General features: G+C 46.5%; 9 protein-coding genes. 3 read left to right on the top strand and 6 right to left on the bottom strand.

All coding sequences use genetic code 11. The annotated features are described in order from the left end of the window. Window positions 1-989: 989 nt before the first annotated feature. Entirely contained in the window at window positions 990-4,103 is a 3,114-nt protein-coding gene (locus tag H9J30_RS04860) for a M9 family metallopeptidase (RefSeq protein ID WP_240129968.1), read from the bottom strand. A 451-nt stretch (window positions 4,104-4,554) separates the two neighbouring features. Here H9J30_RS04860 and H9J30_RS04855 point away from each other — a divergent pair, with 451 nt between their 5' ends. Together H9J30_RS04855 and H9J30_RS04850 are read left to right on the top strand one after the other, a co-directional pair. Next, on the top strand, window positions 4,555-5,553 hold the full coding sequence (locus H9J30_RS04855) for an NAD(P)H-quinone oxidoreductase (protein WP_240129967.1): 999 nt from the start codon (window positions 4,555-4,557) through the stop codon (window positions 5,551-5,553). A 320-nt stretch (window positions 5,554-5,873) separates the two neighbouring features. Continuing rightward, a complete protein-coding gene (locus H9J30_RS04850; protein ID WP_240129966.1) occupies window positions 5,874-6,278 on the top strand; it encodes a hypothetical protein in 405 nt (134 codons plus the stop codon). Between the two features lie 100 nt (window positions 6,279-6,378). On the opposite strand, the gene H9J30_RS04845 is transcribed toward H9J30_RS04850, so the two are convergent. The 5 genes from H9J30_RS04845 to cutA form a co-directional block, all read right to left on the bottom strand. Then, window positions 6,379-7,410 carry an aldose epimerase family protein gene (locus H9J30_RS04845; RefSeq protein ID WP_240129965.1) on the bottom strand — a complete coding sequence of 344 codons (1,032 nt, stop codon included), beginning with the start codon at window positions 7,408-7,410 and terminating at the stop codon, window positions 6,379-6,381. A 122-nt stretch (window positions 7,411-7,532) separates the two neighbouring features. Then, window positions 7,533-8,678 carry a galactokinase gene (gene galK, locus H9J30_RS04840; protein WP_240129964.1) on the bottom strand — a complete coding sequence of 382 codons (1,146 nt, stop codon included), beginning with the start codon at window positions 8,676-8,678 and terminating at the stop codon, window positions 7,533-7,535. 338 nt (window positions 8,679-9,016) lie between these two features. Then, window positions 9,017-10,618 carry a cation:proton antiporter family protein gene (locus H9J30_RS04835; protein ID WP_240129963.1) on the bottom strand — a complete coding sequence of 534 codons (1,602 nt, stop codon included), beginning with the start codon at window positions 10,616-10,618 and terminating at the stop codon, window positions 9,017-9,019. 152 nt (window positions 10,619-10,770) lie between these two features. Beyond that, window positions 10,771-12,612, bottom strand: a complete 1,842-nt coding sequence (locus H9J30_RS04830; protein WP_240129962.1) for a protein-disulfide reductase DsbD — start codon at window positions 12,610-12,612, stop codon at window positions 10,771-10,773. Beyond that, on the bottom strand, window positions 12,609-12,932 hold the full coding sequence (gene cutA, locus H9J30_RS04825; protein WP_240129961.1) for a divalent-cation tolerance protein CutA: 324 nt from the start codon (window positions 12,930-12,932) through the stop codon (window positions 12,609-12,611). The genes H9J30_RS04830 and cutA overlap by 4 nt, the downstream gene beginning before the upstream one ends. Window positions 12,933-13,154: 222 nt before the next feature. On the opposite strand from cutA, the gene H9J30_RS04820 reads away from it, so the two are divergent. After that, window positions 13,155-13,745, top strand: coding sequence for an FxsA family protein (locus H9J30_RS04820; protein ID WP_240129960.1), 591 nt, complete (start codon window positions 13,155-13,157; stop codon window positions 13,743-13,745). Window positions 13,746-13,946: the final 201 nt, after the last annotated feature.

Raw genomic sequence — 13,946 nt, 5'->3', positions numbered from 1 at the left:
CTGAAATGCACCATTTTTGAAAGAATTAACTCAATTTATTGCCTCAGATACTGCCCCTGTGACTTTTGCTCTCTCTCATTTAGGCAATTTTCAGATCTTACAAGTTGTAGACAAACGTAAAGTACATTATGTTGTTGATTAAAAATGGGTGGCCAGATTTATGCTTAGATTTATGCTTTCCGCGCTAAATTTGGGCGTTATGACTACTGAGACCTGAAAAATGAATTGTCCATCGTGCTCAAAAAAAATCCATTGGAGTAGAATTACATTTTCTGCAATACCTGTGTGGATTACTTGTAAATCATGCAGCGCTAAGCTGGTTGGAAATAAACTTATAAAAATTCAGACTATCGCTGCAACAATCCTAGCATTATTTCTGGGCATAGGTGTTGCAAGCATGAGCATTGACCTAACTTACAAATACTTATTACTCACAATCGGCATTATTGTAATAGTAGTGCCAAATGTCATATTGACTGTAATTAAAGGGAAATATTACGTCAGGCCGTCATAATAAGCTGCTCAAATCGCTCACTTTATTCACGGAACGAGCAAGACCGCTCATTGCCTCGAGGGTCGTGCACGACGAACCAGTCATAACAACTGGTTCAATTCGCTCGCTGGGACGGGCTAAAGCTCGCCACTTAACCAAACGTTAGAGCCTTTGATGGGTGCACTTGAATATTCACAAGCAGCTTTGCGGATCTGCGGGGATGATTTGATACCTGAAGACATTTCAAACTTGCTTGGCGCTAAACCGACGAGCAAATCTGGACACCCACACTTAATGGCGTTGCCGTGGCTGTGTCAGATTACCCTCTGCTTTTAATCGCGGTTAACAATAGCTAGTTTACTCAGCAATTGGCCACGTAGCGCGTGAGTTTGAGGCAAGGCTAAAGCTGCCTTTGTGTGCTAACCGATTGAAATAATAAAAATCCCTGCCTAGCAGGGATTTTTGCTTTTAGCTTATACCGCTATAGTGCGGCTGATTAGCGTAAATCTACTTGAAGAGCTACACCTGCACTTTGGCCTTCACTTTGGAGCGTAATGTAATACCAGCCAGCACTGGGATTATTGACCTTGATTTGCTCCGTAGTGCTGCCAGCATTTGTTGAGGCGGCTTCATATTGCTGGGCATTGGCCCAGCTGCGACCCGAGTAAAGGCTGACATCTCCAGTTCCGTGGGCCGAGCGTACTTCTAGTTGGCTTGTTCCTTCGGGAACCCAAAGGTAATAGTCATTACGGCCATTGGCGCTACAGACGGCATCACCCGGCGTGAGTTGGGTATAGCTCACGGGTGATTTAGTCGCACAGGCATTGGCAATTTGATTAGGAACGCTACTGCCACCACCGGCTTTAAGGTTGAAGCTCACGCCACTAAATTCACTCGTAGTATCAACAGTGATATATCGCCAGCCACTGTTTGCCGTAAAGCTAAAGGACTCTTTGTTGCCTGGATTTACGCTGCTGACTTGGGCATTGCTCGCGCTTGCCCAAGTATTGGCATTAAAGTAAATATTGGCATCGCCTGTTCCCCCGGTTGTGCTAACACTAAATTGGCTGTTGTCAGCATCGACCCAGAAATAAAAGCTATTACGGCCACCGCTAAGGCATTCATCTTTTCCGAGGGTTAACTTGCCGTAATTGATGGTTGCGGCACCGCAATTGCTGGGTACTTCACCGCCAGTATCGCCGCCATCACCTAAGTCGGGATCGGTATCAGCAACTAACTCAGTGGTGCTGACCAGCATATCAACACCACCAAAATCCCCTTCTAGGGTGATATAGTGCCAATACTCATTCGGGTTTAGGCTCACTTTGATTACTTGGTAATTACCATTGCCGATGCCATAGCCCTGATTTTTTTCAGCACTTGCCCATCCCCTTGAATCGTAATAAATATCGGCATCACCCCAACCACCGCCAATTTTGATCCAAATATCCTGAGCCGAGCGGTCAGTATTGGCAAAGCTAAAGCTGGCTCGGCCTTGTTTGGCGTCAATACACTCCATGGGAACCTCAAGACTGAGGCTGGCAGACTCGCTGTAGCGGTATGCTTCGTTACTGACTTGGCAGGGCGAGTAATCCTTGCTGATGGTGCCAGTCGGGCCTTCCCAATTGCCTTCGCGACCACTGGCATTAGCCTGTTCATCACTTGGGCCTTTATCGACAATACCATTGTTGGTAGTGCTTAAACCGCTGGTGAGCCAGCCGCGCCATTCGTTGTCATAGCGGGTGCCAATGGAGTCCATAAATGCTTGATATTCAGCATATTGGTTATTACGCAGGAAGGTTAGGATCTGGCGAACATCATCACGGTGATTTTCAAACATGAAGCGTACGGCGAGGTAACCCCAACGGTAGATGCGGTCTTGGCCCGAGTCATAGGTGTTTTTAAAGATGGTTGAGAGCATAAACTCTCCGGTTTCACCCATGGCGATGGCAGCGGGGTTGGCATCTCGGTATGAAATATATTCCGCTAATCCTTCAATCCACCAAATTGTGTTGGCGGATACGCTGCGGCTGAAGTCGCCAAACAAGTTATAGCGGCCATCGAGGTAATGCACGTATTCATGCTGTAAGTTCCACACATGAAAATCTGGGCGACGCCATTCGGCCTCATAGGCTATAAAGCGCGCTTGGTTTTTAAGTCCTGCGGGAGAGCCTTCTAAATACATGCCGCCATTGTTGGTATTGATCCCAAAAATGCTGTTGGCAAGGGATTGATATTCTGACGAGCTGCCAAAAATCACCAGCTCTAAATCATCATTGTTATCCTGTGCGACCGCCTGCATTCCCGTTTCGAGTATCGTGTGGAAATGGCTTTCTTGCTGACTTAATACTCCGCATGCCCATTTGGCTTGATCTTGGTAAAGATCTTGGGCGCGGATCTTGAGACTGTCGGAGCATTTCCAATTGAACGGTAAGCTATCGGCGGCCAATTGCGCCTTGAAACCGCAGATCTGATAAGCATTACAATTGCTGCGATCGTAGTAATCTGCCATCTCGGCGGCTGCAAACCACAGCACTTTACTGGGATCATTTTTGCTGGTGCTGTTTAAGATATTTTTGACCAATTGGGTGACTTTTGGGCGCATAGCATCAATGTAGTAAAGTCTAGATAACTCTCTAACAGCATTGACTAAAACATATTCAGCATTGGTGCCGAGCAAGTCCCTATGGTTAAGTTGGAACTGGTTGAGCGCATCCAAAATGGCATGATCTCGGGCAAATAGTGCCTGCATGTCAGGATTCCACTGGGCGCGGAATAAGGTGGTAAACACGGTATTGGCGGCCGCATTCAGCGCAAAGCTGGCTTGCCATGTGCTGTTGTAGTCATTAAGCACTTTGAGGGTGACAAAGTTAAAATCAGCCCCCAGTTCAGCCGAATCAATCAGGATCAGTGCTTCTTTGAGCACGCTGGCATTGGCATCGGAGAGTGTCCAAATCGCGTTATTGGCAAAGAGAGCATTAAGCGCTGATTTTAAATTGTTTTTTACCGCGCTGCTGTAGGCGGGTACATCGCTAGGGTTGTAAAACTGCACATAAAGCGCGGCGCGCACAAAGTAAATATGTGACTCAATACCTTGGTTATCCACGCCAGTGTATTGGGGCGCCTTGGCCGCAATCGCATTAGCAACTGTGGATACATTCGCTTCACTAAATACGCTGCTTGCGTCACTTCCCTTGAGATTAAATAGCTTACCGACACACTGCGGTGTGGACTGCGTTAGCTCATCTAACAGGGCTTGGCCCGATTTACCAACAAAGTTACTACAGTCGGCATTGGCGGCAAAGCGGCTGGCTTTTGATCTCGGAGAGTTCTCGAGCAATGCTTGCTGTTGTGAAGAATGTGCATCGAGGTACTCAGAGTGTGTCGGCTCGTTAGGGGAGGCTATCAAGCTGTTACTGGGTAATAACGGCCGATGGCTGGCATCAAAATTGAGTGGCGCTGACGGTGAAGCTAACGGTGCTAGTGTACTCGGGATTGCTGTGTTTTTCGCTTCTACTGAATGGTTTGGGTCTTGTTGTGAATGGTTATGGGCGAGCGAGGGGGTTGCAATGGCTAAGCTAATAGCCGCGAAAAGTAGAGTCTGTTTCATGGTGTTTCCATAGTTATTGTTATCTGCAAAGCAGATCTTCCTTGGGCGTTATCCGATGTATTACAGCAATTAACCTCGGACCTCATTGGTCCAACTGAATTTAATGCTTGTCTAATTCAGTTAGCGCCGAAATATCATGAAATAAATTGCATAAAATATCCAATATAAATCGATAAAAATTTACAAATATTTTACATTGTTTTTATGGTTATGTTTTTGTTGTATTTTTTATTGAGTTTTCGTGCGGTTAATAAAAATTGGTAATCTAGACGGCAATTGTTTTAATGTGGCATCGTTTCATTCAAGTTGCTGGCGTCCCTTTGTTATCTCGCAAACGGTCAACAAAGTTCATTCCAACATTGTTTGGGTTGATGTGCTTTAACCTGAGCTATGGTGCCGTTATGCTTGCAGCGATAAGCCAAAAATCCCCAAGTTGTACAAGGAGTTAGCTATGTCAGATTTACCCAATGATTATGCCCATATTCATATTGAACAGCCCGGTGCGCCAGAGGTGATGCAACTTTCCCGCTCTCCCTTACCGGTTGTTGGGGCTGGACAAGTTCTTATCCGTGTAAGTGCGGCTGGGGTGAATGGGCCGGATCTTAAGCAAAGGGCGGGAGCCTACCCGCCACCGCCTGGAGCATCGTTAATTTTAGGGCTTGAAGTGGCTGGTGAGATTTGCGCCTTAGGTGAGGGAGTAACCCAATGGCAATTGGGGGATAAAGTCTGTGCTTTAGTCCCAGGTGGCGGTTATGGCGAATACACCTTGACCTATGCAGCTCATTGTTTGCCGATCCCAAAGGGATTTTCGATGGTGCAAGCAGCCGCGTTACCTGAAACCTTTTTTACCGTTTGGGGTAACTTATTTATGCGCGTCGGACTAAAGGCGGGCGAAACCGTTTTGATACACGGTGGCTCAGGTGGCATTGGCAGTACGGCGATTGCGCTTGCTAATCGTCTCGGTGCTAAGGTGATTGCGACTACAGGGCAAGATGAAAAGCGTGACTATTGCCTAGGGTTAGGCGCTGATTTGGTGGTGAACTACAACACCCAGAATTTTGTTGAAGAAGTGATGCTCTTTACCCAAGGTAAGGGTGTGAATGTGGTATTCGATATTGCAGGCGGCGATTTTATTAACCTCAACTTGCAAGCGCTCGCGTTGGATGGGCGTATGGTGTCGGTTTCGACCCAGCGTAGTCCTAAAGCCGAGGTGAATATTCTCCAATTGATGGCGAAGCGAATTGTCTGGACAGGCTCGACTCTCAGGCCTCAAATTGTTGAAGCAAAAGCTGAAATCGCAAGGCAATTACATGAACGTGTGTGGCCATTACTTGATAGCCAGCAAATTGTGCCACATATTTTTGCAACGTACCCATTGATCGATGCACCTAAGGCCCATAGATTAATGCAGTCGGGCGAACATCGGGGTAAAGTCGTATTAACATTGTGAGCTAACTAAGTTACATGCGGTAAACTCTATCGTCTCAATCATTTAATGGCGATGGTTACAGAATTAAAACTTGCCGTGATGTTTTTTTAGACTAAAGTCGTTAGTGACAAAATTTTTTAGAGACTTTGGCCGAAATTAATGCGTAATAAGTGAAAATTTCATGGTATGAGGCATTGATTATCGGAAATATTCTGTAAAAATACCCAGTTGAAAACGTCAGAGACTTTCCGGCGCTATTCGTGGATCAAAGCAAGCGACGCTTCGCTTATTCAGACTAAAAAACTCATAGTGTATGTGTTGATTTAAGGGTATTGGCATATATGTATAACACAGCAAAGAAACAGGTTTGGTATGGTGAGCTGAGAACATCGAAGGGCAACGCGATTGTCGTCCATGACAACCAGCTGCCAGAGGCTTCCCCTGGACGAATTTACCTCTACAATACCGACCGTGATACCATTGTTGAGTACGTAGAAGACATAGTTAAAGTAAACCTACATGATTTAGATGATGCAGCACTAAAAGCGGCTGAAGCTAAATATAGCGGTGCATGGAAAGCGGCTCGCGCTCAATTTATGAGTAAGCATCAAGCCCGTATTGACCTGAACAACGTTAAGGATTCTGGTCCTGTTCGTAAGGCTAAGCCTGAGGTTGAGCCTGAAATCGAAACAGATGCAATTGGTGCTGATTTCGATGAAGATTGGGGCGATGATTTCGACGATTAATATCCAATTGCTTCGGCAACATTGGATAAAGGTAAGGAATGAAACGACTTTATTCCTTACCAGCCTTTCTTTTTAATTCCTACAGATGCTCATTTCAATTTTAGTCAACAATATCAAATTGATATCGACTAATATGATGATAGATTTTCCCTGGTACTAACCAGGCATCATCACCCAATTGCGTTTGATTGGGCGAATCAGGCAGCTTTTGCGGTTCAATACACACGCCCTGATGTTGGTGCAAACTTTGTTGGTTTCGTCCAACGGTTCCCGCTAAAAAGTTAGCGCAGTAGAGTTGTACGCCAGGCTGATTGGTAAATACCGTCATGGCACGGCCGCTCACAGGACTGCTTAAACAACCAAAGCGGCGTAGTGAGCCATCGAGATTATCCATCAGATAACAATGATCATATCCTCGGGTGCTTGCTAATGTGGGGTCATGGAGTTTTTCGCCAAGGGTAACACCTTGAGTTAAATCGAAAATGCTGTCTTTAACCTCGGCAATTCCCGTAGGAATACCGACTTCGTTCATCGTCAAATAGTGTGTCGCATCGATTTGCATCTGGTGCTGATGATTATTGTGAGAGCCATCCAGATTAAAATAGCTGTGCTGAGTCAGGCTCACCGGACAAGGTTTATCGACACTGGCCAATATTTCCACATAGAGATTATTGGCGGCAAGGCGGTAGTCTAATTGCACAGTGCAATTACCGGGGAAGCCCATATCACCATCAGGGCTCACTAAAGATAATCTTACCCCATCGGGAAGTTGGCCTAAGTGCCAGTTCTTTCTGTTAAAACCTTCGCGGCCACCATGTAAGCAGTTGCTCGCTTGATTGATATCCAGTTGATAGGTTTGTCCTTGATATTGCAGCTTGCCAAGGGCGATACGATTAGCAAAGCGGCCTGCAATGGCGCCAAGGTGCGCATTTTGAGTTAGATAATCTTCGGCACTGTCGCAGCCTAGAACGATATTGGCGCGCTCACCCTGTTTATCGGGCGTCCAAAGCGCGCGAATAATGCCGCCTAAACTGAGCACTTCCAAGGCGATGATGCCATTGTCTATCCGCACGCGTTCAATTTCGCTGCCGCGGGGATCGGTCCAAGGATCTAATACACTGAAACGCACCATTTAGTTTCCCTCATGTGTCATTTAACCGTTTGATTTTGCCTCTTAAAAATGACAAATACCACACAATTCATGGTTGAATTCGTATGGTATTAGTGGCGGAGTTAGCTGGTGCGATTAAGTGTTTAGCTGTCGATACGGCCCGCGCCAGCACTCGCTGAACAGAGATAAACGGTTGCGTCTATCCCTGTTTGCTCAAAAAACGCCTGTTCGACCGCAGAAACTACCGCATCGGTAAGCTCATGATCGACTAATGCGACCACACAGCCATCGGTCATGCGTATGCCACCACGCTCGCCAATGACTTGGCTAACAATATCCACCAAAGTGTCAAATTCGGGCAGCGTTACCTCAAAATCATCCCGTAGCGATTGATGGGATTGAGCCATTAATAGACTGAATTTAGAAATATTATTTTGCTCTAGTGCCCGAGCAGCACTCTGAGTGCGTTTATTCTCGGTGACGACGTGTTTGGCGCGGCGATAAAGGGTTTCATCCAATTTATCCTTGGCACTTTCAAGCTGGCGCAAATCAAGGTGGCGCAGTGCATCTAAGCCAAAAAACTCGGCAGCTTGAGCGCATTCTTCACGTCGCTGCTGGCTAATCGTGGCCAATCGTTGTTTTTCAATATGGGCATCAATAATGATCAGGCTGAGGTTTTCAGGGATCGCAATCGCTTCGCTATCAAGGTCAAGGCAGTCGATGAGTAGCGCATGATCTGGCTCGCCCATCGCGCAAACCATATGATCCATAATGCTGCAAGCCGATGCGACATATCGATATTCGCCACGTTGGGCCAATTGTGCCACTGCCATCGGTGATAGATGCAATTGGCTGCTGTCACTAATGGCTGTGCCAAAGGCGACGACCAAGGCGCCAGAGGAAGATAATCCTGCGGCGAGCGGCACATCGCCCACCACGGCTAAATCTAAGCCCTTGGCAATAAGCCCGGTGTTGGCCATTGCTGCTGTGAAACCTTTTAAATAATTTACCCAACCATCTTCGGGATGGATTTCGGTTTCTTTGCCGAAGGTCCATTCTTTAATTTGCCCAGGAAAGGCGTCAGCAACGGCGCGAAACTTATTGTCTTCACGGCGTTTAACGGCAATAACCGTATGAAAATTAATGGCGGCAGGCAATACAAAGCCGTCGTTGTAATCCGTGTATTCGCCGATCAGATTCACTCGGCCAGGGGCTTGATATAAATCATCGGCTTTAGTGCCAAAGGTTTGGACAAATAACTTGGTGGCGCGCTGCGCAGGGTTCGACATGCTGAGAATACTTCCAAAAAAACTGGGCTAATTTTGTTCTTGTTTTCGATTTATATCACGACTAAGTCGGCGATGTAACTGAGATTTTCTATGGCAAAGACGATAAGCTTGTCAGGCAAAATCGATACTGAAGAATGTCGCAATGTTCGTGCGTATGTAAGTGAATTAAGGCGATTGATTTTTAGTGGTTTTGACAGATTTTGTCGGGTGAGAGAATGACTCAGGTAAATCCCTTTCCTGAGTCATTTATAGCCTAAATAGGATGAGTTTTATTCATGACAACACAATTTATCTGGCCTTAAACTATGGTCGAATTTTGTGTTGTCGACTTAGCTTGCTTAGGCGGCTGTCTTAGTTTCAGAGTCGGGTAATAACTCATGAACAACATGGTCGACAAAACCCGCACCCGCGGCTTCGTAGAGGTTGTAAACGCTATGCACGCCAGAGTTTCTTAGGGATGCGCCATCCTCACCGTATTGCACAATTGCGCTCAGTTTTCCTTGATAATTCAGCTTTTTAAGTTGTTCTACAGCGAATAAATTCCCCGCATGGTGTGGCATTGCCAGCAGCACTAACTCAAGATTGGGCGCCTTATCAAGTTTTTCCCAAAAGTCGGTATCGGAAGCGTCTCCTTGCACCACGTTGCGGCCTTTGGCACGGTGTAAATCGACCAGATCTTGTTTATGCTCAATTCCGAGGATTTCACCGTCGAATCGGGCGCGCAGCTCATCGTAGGCTCCACTACCAATACGACCCATACCCAAGATCAAAAAGCGTGGATTACCAATGGATATTGGCCTATCTTCAGGGTGCAGTGGGCGTTTTTCCAGTCTGACCAAACGTTGTTGGAAGCGTTGGTAAATACTTCCGACGGTGGCATTGAGCGGCGCCGCTAATAAAAAGCTAAAGCTTAAGGCCACGGCAATAATGACTAGCCAATGCGACGGTAACCAGCCTTTACTGGTGGCAACTGCCGCAACAATTAGACCAAACTCTGAGAAGTTACCTAGGTTAAAGGATCCTAACATTGAGGTGCGAGAACGTAATTTAAAGCGAGTTAAGATATAGACAAACAATAGAATTTTTAGCGGTACTAACAGTACTAATAATGCGGCAAGCACAATATCCGAAACTGTTGGTAAGCCATTGAGACCAATGGTTAAGAAGAAGGCGACAAGGAATAGTTCTTTAAAATAGAACAATGATTTCGCCAGTTCAGAGGCCTTTTTATGCCCTGCGAGCAAAATACCAATAACCAGTGCGCCGAGATCCGGTTTCAGGCCGAGGGATTCAAATAACCAAGCGCCGACAACCAGCGCCATGACTAATCCGAATAGCACTAATAATTCACCGTGGCCAACACGGTCAAAGGCTTTATAAATTAGCGGTTTTGCCAGTGGCAATAACAATAGTGCAAATGCCCACACCGAAGGCACATCGCCCTTTGAAATGGTTAAAAAGAGTACGGCAAAAATATCCTGCATAATCAGGATACCGATGGCTACACGGCCATACAGGGATTGCATATCCCCTTTATCTTCTAATACTTTTACGGCAAAAACGGTACTCGAGAAGCTTAATGCAAACGCCAGTAATGTTAACTGCTCAATCCCAAGACTGGTGAGCTGTGATAATCCTAATAATCCTAATATCTTGAGGACTGGGACAAATATCAGAATCGATAGCATCAAATGCACACTCGACCCTGCCCACACCTCGGCCTTAAATAGGCTGCGAATATCGAGTTTTAGACCAATCGCAAACAGCAGTAGCGTGACCCCTAGATTGGCGAGCTCTTGTAACAGTGGCATGCTTTCTTTTTCGATACCCATTACAAACAGTACAAAGCCCGCCACTAAGTAGCCTATGAGAGGGGGGAGTCCTATACGGCTAACGAGCATGCCGCAAATAAGGGTGATAATAAGGATGGCTGGTTCCATAATGCTCCAATTTAAAAAGTCCACGTTAAACAAGGATTGTATAAGAAATCGATGACAGTGCGATAAAAAAGCGGACTTTTAATGAAAAAAGTCCGCTTTTTGTTGGTTTTACGCTAAAACTCCCCGGAGGGAAATTGACGATTAAACTGAGATTATTTCACCAGATGATCTAAATGGGCGGCAAATTCCTTTGGTCCCATAAAGCCAGTTACCCTTAAATCTTCCCGCGGTTCCCCTTGCTCGTTAAACATTAGCAAAGTGGGTAAACCGAGGACATGGTATTTTTCCAGTAGCGCTACATCCACAGCATCACTCTTAGTGACATCCGCTTGCAGCAGCACAATTTTGTTCATGCGTGCTAATACCTCGGCATCTTTAAAGGTAATGGCTTCAAACTCTTTACAGGCCACACACCAGTCGGCGTAGAGATCTAACATCACTGGTTTACCTGCAGCCGTGGCAGCGGCGAGTTCACGGTCTAAATCTTCAATGGATTTGATGCGTTTAAAGCCATGTTCTGCTTCGGCTGTAGCTGTATTTCCTACTGGCGAATGGTTAAAGCCAAAGTGACCCATCACGGCTTGGAAACCGTAGGAGAAGCTTGCCAGCAGGGTTAACATCAGCAGCACGGAGCGTACGGTTTGTTTCCAGTTAAAGGCGCTGAGTTTATTTTGATGCATCAGGTAACCAGTGAAACTAATGCCCCAGAGCGACCAAAGCACATCGGAAACTACGCCCGTCCAAATACGCCCAAGCATCACAATCGAAACCGCAATCAGCAGGAAGCCAAACACGGTTTTAATGATATTCATCCAAGCGCCAGCGCGAGGCAGTAACTTACCACCCGAGGTGCCAATGATAAGTAGTGGCACGCCCATCCCCATACTGAGCACATACAGCGCGAGGAAGCCTTGTAATAAATCCCCGGTTTGCGCCACATACACTAAGGCGCCAGAAAGTGGAGCCGTGGTGCAAGGTGAGGCGACCAATCCTGAGATTACCCCCATCAAAAACACGCCAACTAAATTGCCGCCCTTTTGATTATTTGAAATAGAGTTCATCTTCTCCTGCCAGCTTGAAGGCAGCTTGAGATCGTATAAGCCAAACATAGATAAACTAAGTACAAAGAAGAGGATAGCTAATACCACGAGCACAGCAGGATGTTGCAGCGCCGCTTGGTATTTCATCCCCGCAGAGGCGACGACTAACCCTAAAATCGAATAGGTGATCGCCATCCCTTGCACATAAGCCATCGACAGGGTGAAGGCTTTGGCGGTAGACAGTTTTTGGCCTTGACCAACAATAATGCCCGATAAAATCGGATACATGGGGAATACGCAAGGGGTGAGCGCTAAACCAATCCCTAAGCCGAAGAAGATCACTAAGGTCCAGAGTAAACTGTCGTTAGACAACATCTGGCTTAGGCTATCCTGCTGAGTAATCGGCTTGGCAGGGGCGCTGCTTGCTTTGGCATCTGTGTCAGTGGCGGCAGGCTGGGTATTTTCGCCGCTGTCTGCGCTAGAGGCGATTTGTCCATCATTGGCGGCAACCGCTTTTAAGCTGACATCCCGCTTGGTCGGCGGATAACAGAGTTTACCCTCGGCGCAGCCCATAAAGGTGACGCTTAAGGTGCTGTTGTCATCCGCTTGCTTTAAGCCAACGGGAATGTCGATATAGGTGTAATAAACCTCTTGTTCACCGAAATACTCGTCGTTATGGGGCTTGCCCTTTGGTAGGTCGATGGTACCCAGTTCTGCGCCATTGACGCTAAATTTGAGTTTATCACGGTACATATAGTAGCCGTCGGCTATCACCCAATTGAGGGTAACCTTATTGCCTTCTTGTTTAAAATCGAAGGCAAAGGCTTGATCGACGGGCATTAGCTCTGGTTCGCTTTTTAGAAAACCAAAGTTATTCGCAAAGGCGTTGCCACTTAGGGTGAGAGGCGCGAGAAGCAATAATGCAGTGAAGGTAAGGCTAAGTAGTTTTTTCATGGCTGAGTGTTATCTTTTATCCAATCTAAGTAGGCTGGTAGCCCGTGAGTGACGGGTACGGCAATAATTTCAGGCACTTGATAAGGGTGAAGTTTAAGCACAAGCTGCTCTAACTCTGCATAGCGAGTTTGTAAACATTTAATGTGTAAGCTAATTTCTTGCTCTTCACAGATTTTTCCTTCCCATGCATACACGGAGCGGATGGGCGCCGAAATATGCACGCAAGCCGCGATACGCGCTTCCACTAACGCATGGGCGATGCGATTTGCATGAACGTCGTCAGGACAGCTAGTGCTGACCACTAAATACTGAGGTTGCATAGTGTGGGTATCGTCCCCTAACAATCTTAAACTTCGCTTAAGCCTATTAGGCTAAGCTACTTTACGTGTTTTTATGGTCTCATACATTAACGGCTTAACGAAAGAGTGAGCTAACTATCAGAAGTTTCACCGCTTTAGCGCAGTCTGCGCCCTAATGACTTGAATTAAGACCGGATTGCCCCCATTTAGTTTTCAAACGAGCGAGATAAATCTGAGGTCGGTATGTTTTTAATCCTATTTTTAATCTTTGTGCTGATCCCAGTTGTTGAGCTATCAGTGTTAATCCGCGTGGGCGAAATCCTCGGAACCTGGACCACCATTGGCTTAGTATTATTTACCGCTGTTTTGGGCGTATCCTTAGTGCGTAGCCAAGGGCTGAGTACGCTCATGCAAGTGCAACAAAAACTCGCCCGAGGCGAAGCGCCGGGGCAAGAAATTGTCGAAGGCATGATGTTAGCGATGGCGGGGGTATTGCTGGTTATCCCAGGCTTTGTGACAGATTTTATTGGTTTATTGTTGCTCACTCCTTTAACGCGTCGGCCGATAGCTGCGCTGGTTTTTAAGCGCATGCAATTGCGAGTGGTTTCGGGATTACAAGGCGGTATGCATGGTGGGTTTGGTGCGGGTCCCTTTGGTCCGCATTCGGGTTCGCAGTCAAATCCTTTTGGACAACCTCCCTTTGAGCAAGGTAAACATGGTGAAGGTAATGTTTACGAAGGTGACTTTGAACATAAGGCCGAGCCTAACGATAAACGTCTTGAGGGTCATCCGTTAGCCGATAAAGACGACCACCCCAAAGATCCAAGGGCGTAATCCGCTTTTCTGATCGACTTTCTCCCTTCTCTGCGAAACCTACGTTATCAGGTTTAGCCGCTATTCTTTGACATCCCAATTTAACAAGGCCGATCGATGCGCATTAACAGCATCGATCGGCCACGCCGGGAAGCGTTTAGGTGAGTGACGCGCGAGTTGTTACAGCGCCCGACACAGCATTTGGTTTCAATGTTGAGCTTA

The sequence above is a fragment of the Shewanella cutis genome, assembly GCF_022410515.1.
Taxonomy (GTDB): Bacteria; Pseudomonadota; Gammaproteobacteria; order Enterobacterales; family Shewanellaceae; genus Shewanella; species Shewanella cutis.
Note: the sequence above shows the minus strand (reverse complement) of the source record. Positions and strands in the feature narration are given on the sequence as shown.